General features: G+C 72.4%; 12 protein-coding genes and 2 pseudogenes. 9 read left to right on the forward strand and 5 right to left on the reverse strand.

Annotation, left to right across the window (positions count from 1 at the left end; all coding sequences use genetic code 11):
* Positions 1-253 precede the first annotated feature (253 nt).
* The 5 genes from aroA to fabF all read left to right on the forward strand — a co-directional run bounded on the left by aroA (position 254) and on the right by fabF (position 9,078).
* On the forward strand, positions 254-3,553 hold the full coding sequence (gene aroA / locus ABD339_RS11615; RefSeq protein ID WP_344564944.1) for a 3-phosphoshikimate 1-carboxyvinyltransferase: 3,300 nt from the start codon (positions 254-256) through the stop codon (positions 3,551-3,553).
* A complete protein-coding gene (locus tag ABD339_RS11620; RefSeq protein WP_344564946.1) occupies positions 3,550-4,722 on the forward strand; it encodes an acyl-CoA dehydrogenase family protein in 1,173 nt (390 codons plus the stop codon). The genes aroA and ABD339_RS11620 overlap by 4 nt, the downstream gene beginning before the upstream one ends.
* Entirely contained in the window at positions 4,719-5,570 is an 852-nt protein-coding gene (chcA, locus tag ABD339_RS11625; RefSeq protein ID WP_344564948.1) for a 1-cyclohexenylcarbonyl-CoA reductase, read from the forward strand. Before ABD339_RS11620 ends, chcA begins: the two co-directional genes overlap by 4 nt.
* A 75-nt stretch (positions 5,571-5,645) precedes the next feature.
* Positions 5,646-7,685, forward strand: a complete 2,040-nt coding sequence (locus ABD339_RS11630) for an oxidoreductase (RefSeq protein ID WP_344564950.1) — start codon at positions 5,646-5,648, stop codon at positions 7,683-7,685.
* 175 nt (positions 7,686-7,860) lie between these two features.
* On the forward strand, positions 7,861-9,078 hold the full coding sequence (gene fabF / locus ABD339_RS11635) for a beta-ketoacyl-ACP synthase II (protein WP_344565081.1): 1,218 nt from the start codon (positions 7,861-7,863) through the stop codon (positions 9,076-9,078).
* Between the two features lie 61 nt (positions 9,079-9,139).
* Here the strand turns inward: fabF and ABD339_RS11640 are convergent.
* The 3 genes and pseudogenes from ABD339_RS11640 to ABD339_RS11650 all read right to left on the reverse strand — a co-directional run.
* A pseudogene (locus ABD339_RS11640) lies at positions 9,140-9,445 on the reverse strand (helix-turn-helix domain-containing protein); the annotation flags it as partial.
* A 332-nt stretch (positions 9,446-9,777) separates the two neighbouring features.
* On the reverse strand, positions 9,778-10,671 hold the full coding sequence (locus tag ABD339_RS11645; RefSeq protein WP_344565087.1) for an Fpg/Nei family DNA glycosylase: 894 nt from the start codon (positions 10,669-10,671) through the stop codon (positions 9,778-9,780).
* 110 nt (positions 10,672-10,781) lie between these two features.
* A complete protein-coding gene (locus ABD339_RS11650) occupies positions 10,782-11,207 on the reverse strand; it encodes an OsmC family protein (protein WP_344564953.1) in 426 nt (141 codons plus the stop codon).
* A gap of 630 nt (positions 11,208-11,837) precedes the next feature.
* Between ABD339_RS11650 and ABD339_RS11655 the strand changes: the two genes are divergently transcribed.
* Positions 11,838-12,407, forward strand: coding sequence for a glycoside hydrolase family 25 protein (locus tag ABD339_RS11655; RefSeq protein ID WP_344564955.1), 570 nt, complete (start codon positions 11,838-11,840; stop codon positions 12,405-12,407).
* 653 nt (positions 12,408-13,060) lie between these two features.
* Entirely contained in the window at positions 13,061-13,360 is a 300-nt protein-coding gene (locus tag ABD339_RS11660) for a hypothetical protein (protein WP_344564956.1), read from the forward strand.
* Between the two features lie 226 nt (positions 13,361-13,586).
* On the opposite strand, the gene ABD339_RS11665 is transcribed toward ABD339_RS11660, so the two are convergent.
* On the reverse strand, positions 13,587-15,458 hold the full coding sequence (locus ABD339_RS11665; protein ID WP_344564957.1) for a CoA transferase: 1,872 nt from the start codon (positions 15,456-15,458) through the stop codon (positions 13,587-13,589).
* A gap of 100 nt (positions 15,459-15,558) precedes the next feature.
* On the opposite strand from ABD339_RS11665, the pseudogene ABD339_RS11670 reads away from it, so the two are divergent.
* A pseudogene (locus ABD339_RS11670) lies at positions 15,559-16,751 on the forward strand (WD40/YVTN/BNR-like repeat-containing protein).
* A 30-nt stretch (positions 16,752-16,781) separates the two neighbouring features.
* Here ABD339_RS11670 and ABD339_RS11675 read toward each other — a convergent pair.
* On the reverse strand, positions 16,782-17,825 hold the full coding sequence (locus ABD339_RS11675; protein WP_344564959.1) for a LysR family transcriptional regulator: 1,044 nt from the start codon (positions 17,823-17,825) through the stop codon (positions 16,782-16,784).
* A 201-nt stretch (positions 17,826-18,026) separates the two neighbouring features.
* On the opposite strand from ABD339_RS11675, the gene ABD339_RS11680 reads away from it, so the two are divergent.
* On the forward strand, positions 18,027-19,583 hold the full coding sequence (locus ABD339_RS11680) for an MFS transporter (protein WP_344564961.1): 1,557 nt from the start codon (positions 18,027-18,029) through the stop codon (positions 19,581-19,583).
* Positions 19,584-19,669: the final 86 nt, after the last annotated feature.

Consider the following 19,669-nt stretch of genomic DNA (forward strand, 5'->3'; position numbering starts at 1 on the left):
CGATGCGGCTCAGCGGCTCGTAAGGGCCCGGTCCGGTGCGCGCTGCTCCGGGCGTTACTCCGAGAGGTTGCGGTCCGGGGGTCGGACGGCACGGCTCCGCGCGTACCGCTGGGGCGGTCGTAAGGATCGGCACGGCACAGATCCGCATATATCCGCCAAAGCGATTCGCTCACCGCGCCGCGAAACCCCTCGTCCTTCATCCGCCCATGGCACGCCCCGCCGTGCCGTAACCCGGGTATGGGAAGCGCCACATATGCACCTTCTTGTCAAAGGGACCCGCCAGCCGCTGACCGGTGAGGTCCGTGTCCCCAACTCCAAGTACCACGCGCACCGCGCCCTGATCCTCGCCTCCCTCGCCGAGGGCACCAGCGTCGTACGCGGCCTGTCCGACGCCCGTCATGTGCAGTACACGGCGCAGCTCCTGCGCGGGCTCGGCACACGTGTCGAGGTGGACGGCGACTCCTTCGTCGTACACGGCGGCCCCTACCGGCCCCGCCGCTCCACCGTCTCCGCGGGCAGCTCGGGCACCACCTTGTACTTCATGATCGGGCTGGCCTCGCTCGCCGAACGGCCAGTGACCGTCACAGGGCAGAAGTACTTCAAACGCCGCCCCATCGGCCCCCTGCTGGACGCACTGCGCGGTATGGGCGTGGCACTGGAGTCGGCGGACGGCTGTCCCCCCGTCCACGTCGGCGCCAAGCGGCCCACCGGCGGACACGTCCGGATCGCCGGGACCCTCTCCCAGTGGATCTCCGGCCTGATCCTGCTCGCACCCTTCGCGACCGGGCCCACCGTCATCGAGGTCGAGGGCGAACTGAACGAACAGCCCTACCTGGAGCTGACCGTCGCCATGATGCGGCAGTTCGGGCTGACCGTGAGTGTCTCCGAGGACTGGCGGCGCTTCGAGATCGAAGGCGGCCAGCGGGCCACCCCGGCCGAGCTGACCATGCCGCCGGACATCGGTTCGGCCGCCTTCGGAATCGCCGCCGCCGCGCTCCACCCCTGCGATGTGCTGCTACGCGGCATGAACAAGCTGCACGGCAGCCCCGCCGACCACCCCGAGGCGCACTTCCTCGACCTCGTCCAGGCCATGAACGTTCCCTTGGAGCTGGACCCGGCCGGGCACGGCGTCCGCATCCAGCACGACGGGATCGACCTCAAGGGCGTCGAGGTGGACTGCCGGGAGGTGCCCGACATGCTGCCCGTGCTGGCCACCCTCGGCACCTTCGCGCGGGGCGAGACCGTCTTCCGGCACGTCGCGCACACCCGGCTCAAGGAGTCCGACCGCGCCGCCGCCATGCTCCAGCTCAACGCGATGGGCGGCGAACTGGAGCTGACGGGCGAGACGTTGCGGGTCGCGGGCGGGGCGGGACGACTGGTCGGAGCCCGGCTGTCCTCCTTCAACGACCACCGGGTGCTGATGTCCCTGGCCGTCGCCGCCTCCCGCGCCTCCGGCCCCAGCACGCTCACCTACCCCCACGCGTACCGGATCTCCTATCCGGCCTTCCTGGAGTCCATGAACACCCTCGGAATTCCCATGTCGGCCGAAGGCGGCAGACTCGCGGCCCGCCAAAGCGGCAGGCGTGCGGCGGCCGGGGGCGGCAGGCACACGGGGACCGGCGACGGAGGCGCGCGGGCAGCTGCCGGAAGGAGCGCACCCGCGGCCACCGAATCCCGCGCGCACCCGGCCGGTCCGGGCGGTGGGCGGAGCGGAGCGCGCGCCCGGCGGGCCCCCGATGTTTCCCGCCCCGACGAGGCCGCGGTCCACACTCTGTCCGAACTCCTCGCACTCCGCGCCGAGTCCGACCCCGACGGCACCGCCCTGGTGGACGTGCGGGCCGACGGCAGCGACACCGTCACCTGGTCCGCGCTCCAGGAGCGCAGCGAGCACATCGCCGCGCTGCTGCTGCGGCTCGGCGTCCAGCCCGGCGAGGCCGTCGCCTTCCAGCTGCCCAACCGCGCGGAGTTCACCGCGATCGCCCTGGCCTGCGTGCGGGTGCGTGCCCTGTGCTGCCCCATCATGCCGATCTTCCGTGAGCGGGAGACGGCGTTCGTGCTGCGCCGTTCCGGCGCGCGAGTACTGCTGCTGCCCGAGGAGTTCCGCGGCAGGCGGCACGCCGCCGAGATCGCCGGGCTGCTGGCCGAGGGCGCCGTGGACAACGCGGATTTCGCAGACAGCACAGACAGCACAGACAGCACAGACAGCACAGGCAGTGCGGACAGCACAGGCAGTGCGGGCAGCGGCCTCGGCCGGCTCGAACACGTCGTCGTCCTGCCCAAGGAGCGCGGCCCCGCCCAACTGCCCGTCACAGCACAGCGGCCCGCCACCGCCGGGGCCGTCCCTCGCGTGCAGTGGCACGACTGGGAGTCGGCTCTCGCCACCACGCCCCTGGACGAGTCGGCGCTCGCCTCCCGCGTCCCTGGCCCCCAGGACCTCACCCAGCTCCTGTTCACCTCCGGCACCACCGGCGAGCCCAAGGGCGTCCTCCAGCGTTCCGAAGCGCTCACCCGCGCCGTGGCCATGGAGATCCGCCACCTCGGACTCACCCGGGCCGACACCATCTGGATCCCCTCGCCGCTCGCCCACCAGACCGGCTTCCTCTACGGCATGTGGCTCGCGCTCGTTCTCGGCGTGCCGCAGATCGTGCAGGCCGAGTGGGACGCGAGCTTGGCACTGGCGTCGCTGCGCGCACACCGCGCGACCTTCGTCCAGGCCGCCACACCCTTCCTGATGGACCTCGTACGCGCCGTCGAGGGCGGCGAGCGGGCACCCCAGGACCTGCGCATCTTCGTGGCCACCGGGGCCACCGTGCCGCGCGGGCTGGCCGAACGCGCCGGCCGGGTGCTGGGCACCACCGTGCTGGGCGCCTTCGGCTCCACCGAGACCTGCCTGGCGGCCCTCGCCGCACCCGGCGACGAGCCGGCCCAGCGCTGGGGCACCGACGGGCGGGCACTGCACGGGGTGAAGCTCCGCGTCACCGATGGGCAGGGCACCGAACTGCCGCCCGGGACCGAGGGCCACTACGAGATCCTCACCCCCACGGTCTTCGACGGTTACCTGGAGCGGCCCGACTTGACCGCCGAAGCCTTCACCGCCGACGGCTGGTACCGCACCGGAGACCTGGCGACCCTCGATACCGCCGGTTTCCTGCGCATCACCGGGCGGGTCAAGGACGTCATCAACAGAGGCGGCGAGAAGATCCCCGTCGCCGAGGTCGAACAGCTTCTGCACGACCATCCGGCGGTCGGCGACGTGGCCGTCGTCGCCATGCCGGATGAACGGCTGGGGGAACGGGCCTGCGCCTTCGTCGTTCTCGAAGAGGACGGGGTGGGGCTGGAGTTCGAGGAGATGCAGAAGTACCTCGACTCCCACCAGGTGGCCAAGCAGTACTGGCCCGAGCGCCTGGAGATCCTCGCGGGCGCCCTGCCCCGCAACGAGGTCGGCAAGATCCAGAAGTTCCTGCTGCGGGAGAAGGCACGCGGCCTGCGCCCGCAGCGCCAGGAGACGAACCGGGCGCCGATGGCCGGCGCCGGGAGGGAGAACACCAAGTGAGCGAAGAGCAGGGCGTCGGCCCGGCACAGTACAGGCGGCTGCGGGAGCAGGTTCTCGCATGGGTCGCCGGGCCCGGTGAGGAGTGGGCCGAACGGATCGAGGCCACCGGGCAGGTGCCCGAACAGCTGTGGGCCGAACTGCGCGAGCGGGGCTTCCTGCGGATGGCGGCCCCTCGCGCGTACGGGGGCCACGGACTGTCGTTCACCCAGTGGATGGGCCTGATGGAGATCTTCTCCCGCTCGCACGGCTCCATCCGGATGGTCGTGCACGTCGTCAACGGCATCTGGCGCGCCATGGACCCCTTCGCCACCGAGGAACAGCGCAAGAAGTTCGTGCTGCCCGCCATCGAGGGCGACATCAAGATCGCCTTCACCCTGACCGAACCGGGCAACGGCACCGGCGCCGACATCAGCGCCTCGGTCGTCCGCGAGGGCGACACCTACTACCTCACCGGCGACAAGCACCTGATCACCTTCGGCGTGCGCTGCGACTACTACCTGCTGGCCGCCCGCGTCGAGGGTACGACGGGCCACGAGGGCACCGTCTCGCTGCTCGTGCCCAGGCAAGCGGAGGGCCTGGAGGTCGAGGACACCTCCCGGACCATGGGGGTCACCGGCACCGACCACGCCTCCCTGCACTTCGAGCGCACCCCCGTACCCGTCGCCAACAGACTCGGCAAGGAGGGCCAGGGCCTGGAGGTGGCGCTCGGCGGCTTCCTCACGCCCTCCCGTATCTCCGTGGGCATGAGCTGCGTCGGGCTGGCCGAGCGCGCCCAGGAACTCGCGCTCGACTACGCGCAGCGCCGCGTCACCTTCGGCAAGCAGCTCAGCAGGCGGCAGGCCGTCCAGTTCATGCTCGCGGAGAACGCCGCCGACATCGAGGCCGCCAAGCAGCTGGTGCTGCACGCGGCGCGCACCTTCGAGGAGGGCGGCGAGGACGCCTCCATGCTGTCGTCCATGGCCAAGATGACGGCCGTCTCCATGCTCACCCGCGTCACCGACAACGCGCTCCAGGTGCACGGCGGACTCGGCTACTGGAAGACCAGCCCCATCGAACGCGTCTACCGCGACGCCCGCGCCCAGCGCTTCGAAGAGGGCACCAACGAGATCCAGAAGACCGTCGTCTTCCGCGAACTGCTGCGCGCGTACGCCCAGGAGGGAACCCGATGAGCGACCGGACCAGCGAGCCGGCCGGGGAGACCAGGACCGGACAGATCGCACTGATCACCGGCGCCTCGCGCGGCATCGGCAGGGAGCTGGCACTGACCCTGGCCCGCCGCCACCGCGCCACGGTCGCCGTCAACTACAAGAAGAACGCCGACCTCGCCGAGAAGACCGTCGCCGACATCCAGGCGCTGGGCGGCAGCGGCTTCGCCGTCCAGGCGGACGTCGAGACGCCCGAGGGCATCACCGCGCTCTTCGACGAGGTCGCCCGGCGCTGCGGACGCCTGGACTGGTTCGTCTCCAACGCCGCCGCCAGCGCCTTCAAGAACATCGTCGATCTCAAACCTCACCACCTCGACCGCTCCTACGCCATGAACCTGCGCCCCTTCGTGCTCGGCGCGCAAGAGGCGCTCAAGCTCATGGACCAGGGCGGCAGGATCGTCACCCTCTCCTCCTACGGCTCCCTCCGCGCCTACCCCACCTACGCCACGCTCGGCGCCATGAAGGCGGCCATCGAGGCGTGGGTACGCTCCATGGCACTGGAGTTCGCGCCCTACGGCGTCAACGTCAACGCGGTCAACGGCGGCCTGATCGACTCCGACTCACTGGAGTTCTTCTACAACGTCCAAGGCATGCCGGACATGCGGACGGTGCTCGACCGTATCCCCAAGGGCCGGCCCGGCACGGTACGGGAGGTGGCCGAGGTGCTCGCGTTCCTGCTCGCCCCCGAGTCGGAGTACATCACCGGCCAGACGTTGATCGTCGATGGCGGACTCAGCACCGTGGCACCGCCGTTCTTCGCCGACGCCGGACCCGAACTCCAGCTCCCGCCGCGCCCCCAGCGCACCGAATGACCGCCCGCCGGACCCGCCTCCCCCGCCGGGCGGGCGGGCCCGGCACACCGGCCCGCACACAGTGAGGAGTCCCGCGTGTTCACGCACGTCCTGCGTCCCGGCGCGATCGGCTCGCTGAAGGTCGCGAACCGCCTCGTGATGGGGGCGATGCACCTCAACCTGGAGGCGCTGGACGACGGCGGAGCCGCGCTCGCCGCCTTCTACGCCGAACGCGCCCGCGGCGGCCCCGGACTCATCGTCACCGGCGGCTCGGCCGTCAGCCCCGTCGCCGCGGGCGGCCCCGGATACAGCCTGGTCAACGACGCCGCCCACCACCCGGCGCTGCGCCGCGCCGCCCGCGCCGTCCACGACGAGGGCGGCACCATCGCCCTCCAGCTCTTCCACGCCGGCCGCTACGCACTCCCGACCGGCACCGGCACCGCTCCGTTGGCGCCCTCGCCGGTGTACAGCCGCTTCTCGCGCACCACGCCCCGCGAGATGACCGAGGACGACATCCTGCGCACCGTCGGGGACTTCGCCCGCGCCGCCGCGACCGCACGCGCGCTCGGCTACGACGCGGTGGAGGTGATGGCCTCCGAGGGCTACCTGCTCAACCAGTTCCTCTCCCCGGTCACCAACGTGCGCACGGACGCCTGGGGCGGTGACCCGGAGCGCCGCCGCCGCTTCCCGCTGGAGGTGCTGCGCGCCGTACGGGAGGCGGCGGGCGACGACTTCCCCGTCCTGTTCCGGATGTCCGGCGCCGACCTGATGCCCGGCGGCCCGGGCCAGGAGGAGACCGACGCGTTCGCGGTCGCGCTCGCCGAGGGCGGCGCGGCGGCGCTCGACGTCGGCGTGGGCTGGCACGAGTCGCGGGTGCCCACCGTCCAGTCCGCGGTCCCGCCGGGGACCTGGGCCTGCTACGCCGAAGCTGTCAAGAAGGCGCTGTGCGCCGCCGGACACCCCGATGTCCCCGTCATCGCCTCGAACCGCGTCAACCGGCTCGAACAGGCCGAGAGCCTGCTGCGCGGCGGCATCGACTTCGTGTCCATGGCCCGGCCCTTCCTCGCCGACCCCGGACTGCTCGCCAAGTCCCGCGCGGGCCGGGGCGACCTCGTGAACATCTGCCTCGCCTGCAACGAGGCGTGCATCGACAGGTCCTTCGGCGAAGAGCGCGTCTCCTGCCTGGTCAACCCGCGCGCCGGACACGAACTGGACTATCCCCGGCGCCCGGCCCGCACCCCGCGCTCCTACGCCGTCATCGGCGGCGGCCCCGCCGGGCTGGAGGCGGCACGGGCGCTGGCCGAACTCGACCACCGGGTCGAACTGTTCGAGGCCGCAAAGGAGTTGGGAGGGCAGTTCCGGCTGGCACGCCAAGTCCCCGGAAAGGAGGACTTCGGCGCGACCGTGCGCTACTACACGGCCGAACTGGCCCGCCTCGGGGTACGCATCCACCTCGGCCGACGGCTCGGCCTGGGCGATGTGGCGGAACTGCGGCGCTTCGACGGAGCCGTCCTGGCGACCGGAGTACAGCCCCGGCTCCCCGACATCCCCGGCTGGCCGCTGCTGCACACCCTCACCTACCAAGAGGCGTTCGCCGCCCCCGAATCCCTGGGAGAGCGGGTCGTCCTGCTGGGCGGCGGCGGCATCGCCATGGACCTCGCACACCTGCTGACCGGCGCCCGCACCGGCCACCCCGAGGCATTCCTGGAGAAATACGGTCTGACGGCACACGGCCTGTCCACGGCGCCCGCGCCCCCGCCGCCCCCCGCCCGCGCGCGGCTCCTCACCCTCGTACGGCGCGGCCCCCGCATCGGCGCCGGCACCGGGCCCAGCACCCGCTGGGTCATCCTCTCCCAACTGCGCTCCCACGGCGTGGAGATGGTCACCGGCGTCGAGTACCGCGAGATCACACCCGAGGGCATCCTGGTCCGCGACACGGACGGCGCCGACCGGCTGCTGCGGGCCGACTCGGTGGTCTTCGCCACCGGACAGGAACGCGAACGGGGCCTGGAGCCCGCACTGCGTGCGGCGGGCGTGCCGTACGAGACGGTGGGCGGCGCACGGGACGCGGACGGTGTCAACGCCGTCCGCGCCACCTCCGAAGCTCTGAGCGCCGCCTACCGCCTGAGCACCTGACCCCGGCCCCTGCCGCCCGCCCGGGCGACCCGCACCCGGCCCCCACCCGGCCGGAGCCGGGGGAGGAGCCTGTGCGCAGGAAGCCTGTGCGAGCAGCGGGAGACGGCCGGGCCCACACCGCGACAGCGACAACGAAAGCAGAAACGTGTCCCACCACCCCAGCACCACCACCGCGGTGGTCACCGGAATCGGCGCCCTCACCCCCGTCGGCAACGACCGGGAATCCTCATGGCAGGCCCTCCTGTCGGGAACCTCCGGCGTGGCCGGAATCACCCGGTTCGACCCAGCGGGCCTGCCCACCCGCATCGCCGCCGAGGTCAAGAACTTCACCCCCGAGGACCACTTCGACCGCAAACGGCTCCGCCGCTCCGAACGCTTCTCGCAGTACGCCGTCGTCGCGGCGCGTGAGGCCGTGGAAGACGCCGGACTCACCCTCGACGGCGACCCCGGAGCCCGGGTCGGCGTCCAGGTCAACAGCGCCGTCGCCGGTTTCCCCGGCATCGAAACCGCCACCGGCCGGATGCACGAGGACCCCCGCAAGGTCAGCCCGTACTTCGTCTCCTCCGTGCTCCCCAACATGCCCGCCTGCGAGGTCGCCATCGACCTCGGCGCGCACGGCCCCGTCAACGCCTCGGCCCTCGCCTGTGCCAGCGGCATCCACGCGCTGCTGGAGGCCCGCAGGACGATCCTCGCCGGTGAGGCCGACCTCGTGCTGGCCGGCGGCACGGACTCGGCGATCACCCCGGTGATGTTCACCGGACTGAGCACCATGGGCGCCCTCTCGACCCGCAACGACGAACCCGAGCACGCCAGCCGCCCGTTCGACGCGGACCGGGACGGCTTCGTGTTCGGCGAGGGCGCGGTGGTCTTCGTCGTCGAGTCGGCCGCACACGCGGCGGCGCGCGGCGCGCGCCCCTACCTGGAGATCAGCGGCGGGGCGCTCACCTCCGACGCCTTCCATGTGAGCGCGCCGCACCCCTCGGGCGGGCACGCCGAGACGGCGATGCGCCGCGCCCTGAGCGCCGCGCACGCCACTACCGGCGACGTGGACTACATCTGCGCACACGGCACCGCCACCCGCATCAACGACCGGCTGGAGAGCGCGGCCGTGCGCGCCGTCTTCGGCGAAGACGCCGACCGGCTGCTGGTCAGCTCGCCCAAATCCATGGTGGGTCACATGATCGGCGCCGCCGGAGCGCTCTCGGCCATGGTCGCCGCGCTGGCCATGCGGGACGGCGCCGTGCCCCCGACGGTCAACCTCGACACCCCCGACCCCGAGTGCGACCTGGACTACGTCGCGCACACCGCGCGCAAGACGGACGTCCACACCGCCGTGGTCAACGCCTTCGGCTTCGGTGGCCAGAACGTGGTCGCCGTCCTGCGCAAGCCATAGGCGACGCGCCGCAGCCGCTGCCCGGCAGCGTGGCCGGTTGTCCCCGAAGGAGGATCACGAGTCAGCTGATGGTGCGCCGGTAGGTTTGCGGGCTGACGCCGGTCGTGCGCTTGAAACGGTCGCGGAAAGTGGTGGGCGAGCCGAATCCGACCTGGTGGCCGACGCGCGCGACGGGGTGCCCGGTGGTCTCCAGCAGGCGCTGTGCCCGGCGGACGCGGGCCCGGTGGGGCCACTGCAGCGGGGTGGTGCCCGTCTGGTTGCGGAAGCGCCGGATCAGGGTGCGAGTGCTGGTTCCGCACTGCGCGGCGATGTCGCCCAGGGTGGGGTCGCGGCCGAGGTCTTCCCGCAGCCAGGCCGGCAGCGTCTCCCACATCCGGCGTGACCCAGAGCGTGCTGTCCGCGCACGTCCTGGCCGCCATCCCGGCCGTCGGCCCCGTCACCGTCGCTGCGAGATGCTCCCCGCGACACTGCGCCGCACTGCCGGCGACCGGGACGGCACCCCCCGACCCTGCGGAGGGGCCCGGTGGCCTGCCGGAACCGCTGGTCGTCCAGACGCGGCATGCCCAGGATGTGCAGGGAAGGGACTTTCCGCCGGACCTCGCCGCCGCGTGCGGCCCCGCGGTCTCGCAGCCCCGCTGGTGGGCTGCACACGTCTCCTTCGGCCCGCTCCGGTCCGGGCGAGTCCGGGCCGGACCGGACTCACTTCAGCAGACGTGACATCCGCCGGTCGGCGAGCGGCTTGCCGCCCGTCTGACAGGTGGGGCAGTACTCCAGAGCCGAGTCACGGAAGGAGACCGAGCGGACCGTGTCGCCGCACACCGGGCACGGCTCCCCGGCCCGGCCGTGCACCCGCAGCCCGAGCCGTTTTCCCGCCTTCAGCTCAGCCGCCGACAGGCCGCGCGCTCGCTCGACGGCGGCGCCGAGGGTGCTGGTGAGCGCGGAGTGGAGCCGGTCGGTCTCCTCCTCGGTGAGATCCGCCGCGAGCTTGAAGGGCGACATCTTGGCGGCGTGCAGGATCTCGTCCGAATACGCGTTCCCGACACCGGAGATGACCGACTGGTCGCGCAGCAGGCCCTTGATCTGCTGGCGTCTGCCGGCCAGGAGCGCCTCGAAGGCCGCACGGTCGAACTCGGGTGCGAGCGGATCGGGGCCCAGCCGTGCGACCCCCGGCACCTCGGACGGCTCGCGGACCAGATGGACCGCGAGCCGCTTCTGTGTACCGGCCTCGGTGAGGTCGAACCCGCCCTGCCCTCCGGCCAGTTCGAGCCGGAGGGCGAGTGGGCCCTTGCCGGGGCGGGGAGGGGCGGCGGGCAGCGTTTCCTGCCACCGCAGCCAGCCCGCCCTGGCGAGATGGATGATCAACCGCAGGCCGCCGCCCCCGGCCGCCGTCTCCGACCCCTCCTCAAGTCCCAGATCCAGGAACTTGCCGTGCCGCGTCACGCCGGTGAACGTCCGCCCCTCCAGAGCGCTGAACGGCGGGTCGTACGTCTTCAGCACGTTCACCGCGACCGGCATGACGCGGCGGACGGCGCGGCCGGTCAGGCGCTCGTTCAAAAAGCCCTTCAGGGCCTCGACTTCGGGCAGTTCCGGCACGGCGCCCTCCGGAGCGAGTCGTACGGGTCGGCTTCGCACGGCCGTGGTTTCGCATGGCCGTGGGTTCGTACGGTGTGGAGCCGTACGGACGGGGCCGGCGGCCCCGCGGATCAGGCGAGCTTCGCCTCGTGGGTGATGGTGGTGCCCGCGAGTGCCTGGCTGACCGGGCAGTTCTTGGCCGCGTCCTCGGCGGCCGAGGTGAAGGCGGCCTGGTCGATACCCGGCACCTCGCCCTCGACGGTCAGGTGGATGCCGGTGATGCCGGTGCCCGGCTGGAAGGTCACGGCGGCCCGCGTCGTCAGCTTGGTGGGCGGGGTACCCGCGCCGTTCAGCCCGTTGGACAGCGCCATGGAGAAGCAGCTCGAATGCGCTGCGGCGATCAGTTCCTCGGGGCTGGTCTTGCCGCCCGGCTCCTCGGAGCGCGCGGGCCAGGACACCGGGTAGTCGCCGATCCCGGAGGAAACGAAGGTGACGACTCCGGAGCCCTCGGTGAGATTGCCGTTCCAGACGGTGTGTGCGTTGCGTGTGGTGGCCACGATGATCCCTTTCCGTAACGTCAAACGGTCGTGCGGTCGCTGCGGGTTCCCCGCGCATCTCCGCGAGGAGCCCCGCGGGGAAAGTGTCGCAGTACCCGATCTTGCGCCCTCACCCCGCGCGCCGCGAATTCTCCCGTACCGGACATCCGCCGACACTTCAGGTGAAGGCGGGACGCGTGCGGCCGGACACGCGACGACAAGCCTCCGACCGCCCTCCGACCGCTCTCCGGTGGTCCTCAGCCGCCGTCCATGGTGACGCGGGCCCGCGCCGCGCGCCGAGGCGCGGGAAACCGTCCCGGCCGGAACCCCCGGGAAGTGGCGCACAACGGAACTTCATGTGGTACGCCCTCCTTTCCGGAGGAAATTTCAAGGGAACGTGCCAAGGGAACGTGTCGGCGGAATTTGCGCGCGGAAGGGGGCAGGGAAGGGGAAATCGGGCAGGGAAGGGAAAAGGTGTGCGGGGTGCGCGCCCCCCTTCGAGGGGCGACGGTTACCGACTCCCGCAACAGTCCTCTCCTGCGGCAACTTCCGTATATCCACAGGGTGTACGGAGGTACGCTGCATGTCTCAGCGGGTATCTAAGCGTAATCAGGAATCGCCGGAGAGCGAACAGAGAGGGCGGCGGAAGTTATGATCAAGGGAACCGATGTTTCCTCCTACCAGTCCGAGGACTACAGCACGAGGGGCTTCGAGTTTGTCTTTATCAAGGTCACGGAAGGCAAGTCCTACACCAATCCGAAATGGGTCGCGCAGCGTAAGACCGGACGGGACGCGGGGCTTGTCACCGGCTTTTACCATTTCGTAAGGCCCGGCAGCATGAAAGCGCAGGCCGATTACTTCCTCTCCAAGATCAAGCTCGCCGCGGGCGACATCCTCGCGCTGGACTGGGAGGACGCGAAGGTCGGCAACGACGACAAGGACGAGTGGATCAAGTACGTCCAGGACAAGGCTCCTGGCCACAAGGTCCTGCTCTACTGCAACGTCGACTTCTGGCTGAACAAGGACAAGACCTCGTTCGCGGGCGACGGCCTGTGGATCGCGCACTACAACGGAAAGCCGGGCGAGCCCGGGATCAAGCACCGGTGGCGCTTCCACCAGTACACCAGCAGCCCGGTGGACACCAACCTCGGCGATTTCGACAACCGGGACGCACTGCGCAGCTGGGCGGGCGTCAAGAAGGGCCAGGCGAACGAGGAGTGACGGCCGGGGCGTGACGGGCGGGGAGCGGTGGCCGAGGCTGCCGTGTGACACCTGGGGCAGATACGCTCCCGTGCATGCCGGAAGCCAACTCGCCCTCCTCCCCAGCCCCGCGCGTCCGCACGGAAGACGAACCGCACGCGGACGGAGAACCGCAGCCCCCCACGGGTGACAGCCGTGGCAACCCCCGTCCGGGCGCGCGGCCGGACCCCTCCGCGCAGGCACGCCCGGATGCCGGGCTGGACACGGGCGCGGGCGCGGCGCCGGGCGGTGACGCGAAGGCGGGATCGGGCGGTGACGCGAAGGCGAGGCCCGCTGGCGACGCGGAAGCGGAAGCGGACGCCGAGCCGGATGAACCCGGTGGATCGGATGCCAGGGCCGAAGCAGGCCGGGCTGCTTCTGAGAAGGCCCGGACGGATGGCGAGTCATCGACTGCCGGACCGGACGCCGGATCGGACGCCGGATCGGACGCCGGGTCATCGGATACAGGACCGGATATCGATGCGTCGGACACCGGACCGGATGCCGCGGTTTCCGGCCCTGGGGCGGAGGCCGACTCGCCGCAGGCCGGACCGGATGCCGTTGCCGGACGGCAGGAGGACGGGGAGGGCCGGGGGGGCCGGCAGAGCCACGGGGACGAGGAGTCGCACGGGAGTGTGCGCGAGCGGAACGGCCAGGAGGACCGGCCGTCCCTGACTCCCCGCCAGGCGCGGCGCGTCCGGATAGTGCTCTCCGCCGTGGTCATGCTCGTCGTGGCGGTCGCTCTGGTCATACGTCTGGGGTCGGCGCCCTCGGTGCTCACCGTGGGCTTCTACGGCATCGCGCTCATCCTCTCGGGTACGGCCATCGTGCTCAGCCGCAGGGGGCGCACGCGGGTCGCGACAGCGGTACTGGGCCTCGGCTTCGTGCTCGTGCTGCTGGGCGAGTGGATGCTGGGCTTCCCCGGCGGGGTCTGACCACGGAGCGGCGGAATCGGATCGTAGGAGCGAAGACCGCCTGAAGGGGGCAAGTTGGGGCGGTCGGGGGGAGTGCCTGCGGCGAGCTGGACGAACGCTGCCTGGCCGTGACGTGCCGGGCCCGCACCGACGCGTTGTCGGTGAAGCTCGCCGGCGATCTGCTGCCCCCGTCTCCGTCTCCGTCTCCGACTCCGCGCCAGGGCCCCGGTGTTGCGAGCGGGCGGATTCAGAGCCAGGCGGCCTCGTCCGCGCCCGCGATACCGGTGACCCGCGTCCAGTCCCCGGGACTGCGCGTGATGTCCGGCGCCTCGGTGGGGGCATGCGTGGAATTCACCGCATCCGGTACGCCGGAATCGGCCGGACCGAAAGCGACCGCCGGCAGCGAGTACCGCAGGCGGCCCAGCGGACTGTCGGCCTCTGTCAGCCACGGCGCCGGATCGAACGCGGCACCCGTCCCGGGCGTATCGGCCGCGCCCGAAGCGGGTTCCGCCGCCAATTCCTCCACCAGCCAGTGCGCCGTACGCGCCAGGGCGAGCCGTACCAGCCGGGAGCCCGCCGTACCGGTGCGCTGCTCGGTCAGCGCGCGCAACAGTCCTGCCGCGAGCAGGTAGCCGGAGCCGTGGTCGAGGGCCTGTGCCGGGAGCGCGCCCGGTGACAGATCCCTGCCCCTCTCCCGGTTCCGGGCAGCCCCGGCGCCGTGCCCGCGCTGGGCCCCGCGCCCGCGCTGGGCCCCGCGCCCGTGCTGGGCCCCGTTCCTGTGCTCGGCCTCGATGAGGGCGATGCCGGAGGCCGCCTGTACCAGGCTGTCGAAGCCGCGCCTGCGCTGCCACGGCCCCACCGTTCCCCAGGCGCACAACTGGCCGACCACCAGGCCGGGGCGGCGGTCCGCCAGTGACTCCGGTGCCAGCCCGAAACGGTCCAGTGCGCCGGGCCGGTATCCGGTCACCACCACATGGGCCCAGGCCAGAAGTTCCTCGAACGTAGCCTGACCCGCGCGGGTGGACAGGTCGAGGAATGTCGAACGCTTCCCCAGGTCCGTGTCCGCGTGCGTGTCCGGCAACTCGGGCCGCTCCGGCGCGTCGATGCGGAGGACCTCGGCGCCCAGGAGCGCGAGGGTGCGGGTGGCGACCGGCCCGGCCAGCACCCGGGTCAGGTCCAGGACGCGCAACCCCCGCAGCCCCCCGGGCCCGGGCGGCCCGTCGAGCGGCAGGGGCGGCGCCGCGTCCAGCCGGCTGGTCGCCACGAGCGGCGTCGTGGCCACGGCCTCGCGCTGCGGGTGCGCCGCCCACTGCTCCGGTGTCCGGACGGCGACGGCCAGGCCCCCCGCGGCGTACACGGTCTCCTCGACGGCCTGGGCGGGCCGCTCGGCCAAAACGGCCGCCAGCCTCTCGCCCGCCGCCTCGTCGCCGTCGGGGCCGGAGTCGGCCTGGCCGAGGGAGGAGAGCAGGCGGGACCGGTGGTGGGGGTAGTTGGCGTGGGTGCGCACCCAGCCGTCCGCCGTGCGCCAGAAGCGGGAGAGCGGCGCGAAGGTCACCGGATCCCTGCCGTCGATACGCATCAGACGGTCGCTGTGGAAGGCCGCTGCCACCGCACCGTCGTCCACGCGTACCGGAGGCAGCAGCGCGCTGCGCGCGCGTACACAGGAGAACTCGGCCGCGGCCAGGGAACAGGCGGCCACCGTGGAGGTGGCGAGCTCCAGGACGGGCAGCGCCGAGGGGAGCAGTCCTGGGCGGCGGTGGCGCGAGACACGGGCCAGGAGCGCGGGGTCCCCGCCGAGCGCGGCCCACGCCTGGGCGGTGCCGGGTCGGGTCTGTGCGGTGCCGGGCTGTGCCGTGCCGGCCGTCGACGGCGCGTGCCGGGTCTCGAACTCGATATCGAAATCGCACCTGGCCCCGCCCGTCGTCAGGGGCCCTTGAGCCCGGCCCACGGCGGAAGCCGCCGGCGAGCCCGCTACCGGACCCGCCGTCGGATGCGTTGCCGGATCCGTTGCCGAACCCGCCTTCGGGTCCGCTGCCGCCTCCTCGGCCTGCGTCCCGCCCTCGTCCGCGGTGACGTACTGTCCAGCCCCTGGCTCTCCAGCCGGTGAAAACTGATCCATATCGCGCATTTTGGCACCGCGGGTGCGAGAGCTGGCGACGGCGGGGCGGTAGTGGGCTAGGTTACGGCGGCCGACTGGGGGCGAGCGAAGGGCGGGGACGATGAGACGGTTGTGGGCTCTCACACTGTGCGGAGCAGCTGTGTGCACCGCGCTCGGTAGCGCCCCCGCGTCGGCGCGGGCGGGTGCGGAAGCGCACTCCGGCTCGCACGCCGCACTGTCCTCCGGCAGGCACGCCGACACACAAGCCCACACGTACTCCGCCGGATACGCCGGGCAGCTTGAGCGGTCGCCGGGATGGTCGCTCAAGGACAGCGGGAGCCGCTCCAGGTTCCGGGGGCTGTCGGCCGTGAGCCGCTCGTCCGCCTGGGTCGCGGGCAGCGGCGGCACCGTACTGCGCACCGGGGACGGCGGCAGGAACTGGCGCGATGTGTCACCGGCCGGTGCCGCCGGTCTGGAATTCCGCGACATCGAGACGTTCGGTACGCGCGGCGCCGTGGTGCTCGCGATCGGCGAAGGGGACGCCTCGCGTGTCTTCCGCACCGAGGACGGCGGCGCCCACTGGCGCGAGACCTTCCGCAACGAAGACCCGGCGGCCTTCTACAACTGCGTCACCTTCTTCGACCGGCGCAACGGGCTGATCGTCGGCGATCCGGTCAACGGCACGTTCCGGACACTCACGACCCGCGACGGCGGACACAGCTGGCACCGGCTGCCGGCGGACGGCATGCCCGCCGCGCGCGAGGGCGAGGCGAACTTCGCGGCGAGTGGGCAGTGCCTCACCAGCTCCGGCGGCCGGAACGCGTGGTTCGCCACCGGCGGGGCCGACGCGTCGCGGGTCTTCCGCACCACCGACCGGGGCCGCCACTGGAGCGCGAGCACGACCCCCCTCCCGGCGCCGGGCCCGCGCGCGGAGTGTTCGCGCTCGCCTTCCGCGACGCGCGCCACGGCCTGGCCGTCGGCGGCGACTTCGAGCCGGGCGCGCGTTCCCCGGACGCCTCCGCCACCTCGGGGGACGGCGGTGCGGCATGGAAGCCGAGCCGCCGTCCCGTTCCCGAATACCGCTCGGGGGTCAGCTGGCTGCCCGGCACCCGGCACGCGGCGCTGGCAGTCGGCCCCACCGGCTCGGACCTCACGCTGGATGGCGGACGCAGCTGGAGAACCTTCGACAAGGGCTCCTACGACACCGTTGACTGCGCCCCGGACCTGGGCTGCTGGGCAGCGGGGAAGCAGGGCCGGATCGCGCGGCTGGAGCCCGGACATCCCCCGGGCCGGCGGTCGTCGGCGGGCGGCTGACGGCCAGTGGCCGGGGGCGGCGCGCGGCGGTCAGCGGTGGCCGCCGCGACGGTGCAAGTCGTACCGGCCGTGCCCGTCGTACCGGCCGTGCCGGCCGCGCTCGTCGTGCTCTTCGGGCCGGGCCGGATGTACCCACGCCGGTGTCCAGGTCCTGGCGCCGGAACGGGTCGTGCCACCGGGGGAGAGGCGGTTGCGGGCGGGGCCGAGGTGGTCACGGAGCGCGCCGAGCGCCGGGTGCGGGTTGTCGCGGTGCCAGAGCAGCGAGTGCGGATAGACCGGCGTCGGATCCCGTACGGCGATACGCCGCAGACCGTGCTCGGCGGGCCAGACGAGGTGCGTCCGCTCACCGACGAACGTCGCGGGTGACGGGGCGGCGGCGAGAGTGTCCAGCAGCGGCTCGGTGCCGAAGTCGGGACCAGTGATCTCGATGGTGAGGCCGAACGCGGCGGCGAGATCACCGTAGAAGGCGGCCCATTCGGTTCCGGACACGATGCCGGGCATCCAGATCCGGTGCCCGGCGAGTTCGGCGGGCGCGACCGTGCGGACTTCGGCCAACTCGTGGGCAGGCCCGGTCAGAAGCTGGATGGGCTCGTCGAAGGCCCGAACGGCTGTGACGTCGTCGGGAAGCCGGCTGCCGGGCATGGTGACGGCACGGAAGGACGCGTCGATCGTGCCGGACCGGATGGCGTCGATGGCCGCGTCGGCGTCGAACAGCGTCACGACGTCCAATTCCACCTCGGGATGGGCGCGACGGAAGTCGCCCAGCACGGCGGCCGGGGCGAGCCGCCGGCCGATCACATCGACGCGCAGCGCCCGGCGCCCGGGACGCACAGCGGCCACCGCCCGCTCTTCGGCCCGCAGGAGATCGCGTGCGTGGGGCAGGAACGCCTGCCCGTCGAGGGTGAGCCGTGCTCCGCGCGGGGTACGGGCGAACAGCCGCACGCCGAGGCCCTTCTCCAGCGCGGCGACGCGCTTGGAGACCGCCTGCTGGGTGACCGACAGTTCGGTGGCGGCGTCCTGGAACCGCCCCGCGTCCGCGATGGCGACGAAGGTGCGCACGGCGTCGAGATCCACGTCGGCGAGGATATCGGCACAACCGATGGTTGTGTCCTGGTGGAGCGTCGGTTGTTTGATCTCGCCACTCGCTTCTCGCTTGGATGCCGGGGGCCGGCGTGCGGGTGTCCGACCCGGGGCGGCGCCGCGACGTGCGAGGTGCGACCGGCCAAGGGGCGACGCGGAAATGGGGCGACGGTGACGGGGAGAGGTGCGTGGAGCATGGCGGGCAGGCGGCGGCTGGGGAGAGAGTTCCGATGGCTGTGGGCGGCGTACGCGGTCAGCTCCTACGGCACCGGGTTCGGACTGGGCGCCTTTCCTCTGATCGCTGTCCTCGTGCTGCACTCCGGACCGGCCCAGGTGGCGGCGCTGGCCGCCGCCGGGCGGATCGTGGGGGCCGTGCTCGCGGTGCCGCTCGGTCCGTGGGTGGAGTTCCGCCGCAAGCGGCCCGTCATGATCGCGATGGACCTCACCCGGTTCGCGGTGCTGCTGAGCATCCCTGTCGCCTTCGCGTTCGGGCGGCTCAGCTTCGCGCAACTCCTCGTCGTCTCCGTCGTCACCGCGGGGGCGGACATCACCTTCAAAGCGGCCAGCGGCGCCTACCTGAAGGCGCTGCTGCCCTCGGCGGACCTGCTCGTCGCGAACAGCCGGTTCGAATCCACCATGTGGACCTCGACCACGCTCGGGCCGCCCCTCGGCGGGGCCGCGATGGGGGTGTTCGGCCCGGTGACGACCGTCGTCGCAGACGCGCTCAGCTTTCTGCTCTCGGCCCTGGGCCTCCGCGCCATCGGCGGAACGGAACCACGCCCCGAGCGCCAGGCGCGCCCCGCCCGCCCCGTGGAGAGCTCCGACGAGGGCCCTGCCCAGGGCAGTCCGGCACGGGGAGATACGGAGGAGGGAGATACAGAGGAGGGCCCCGTGCGGGACGGCCGGGTGCAGGGCTCCGCGTACAGTCGGGCGCGGGGCTCCGCTGGGGGGCACGCACGGGTATCCGCGGCGGAGCCTCAGCGGGAATCGGCGCCTGAGCGAAACCCGGCGCCTGAGCGGGACTCCGCGCGGGGTTCCGTGCGGTCCGCTGCGCCGCGACCGCGTGCGGGCGAACTCCTCGAAGGATGGCGCCACATCCTCGCCCACCCCACGCTGCGTCCGCTGTTCTTCAACGCCCTCGCCGTCAACGCTCTGATCATGGTCTCCGAGCCGCTGCTCGTCGTACTCCTCGTGGATCACCTCGGGTTCGCCCCCTGGCAGTACGGCCTCGCGTTCGCGGCTCCCTGCGTCGGCGGACTCATCGGATCCCGCCTCGCGCGCCGGCTCGTGGCACGGTTCGGGCAGCGCAGGATGCTGTGCACGGCCGGGACGCTGCGCGTGATCTGGCCGGTCGGACTGGCCTTCGTCCAGCCTGGCGTCCCCGGTCTCGTACTCATCATCGCCCTCCAACTCGGCCTGGTGACCTGCATCAGCCTCTACAACCCGGTGCTGGCCACCTACCGTCTCGACCACACCGCCCCCGACCGGGTGGCCCGTGTGCTGTCCGCCTGGTCGGTCAGCGGCAGTGCCACCATCGCGGCCCTGACCGCCGTATGGGGCCTGCTCGCCGCCGCCACCAGCCCCCGCACCGCGATCGCCGCCGCCGGGGTGCTCCTCCTGGCCACCCCGCTGCTGCTCCCGCGCGGTGCGAAGGCGCCCCAAGACGGGTCACAGGTCCCGCCACAGAGCAAGCCCGAGGACAAGCGCACAGGCGCCGGGGCGCAGGAAACTGTCGATCGCGCCCGAGGGTGAGCCGAAGCCGAAGCCGAAGCCGAAGTCGAAGCCAGGGCTGGGGCCCGAGAGCGGAGTCGGGGCTGGGGGGCTCGGGTGAGGCGGTT

Source organism: Streptomyces axinellae (assembly GCF_039532135.1).
Classification (GTDB): Bacteria; Actinomycetota; Actinomycetes; order Streptomycetales; family Streptomycetaceae; genus Streptomyces; species Streptomyces axinellae.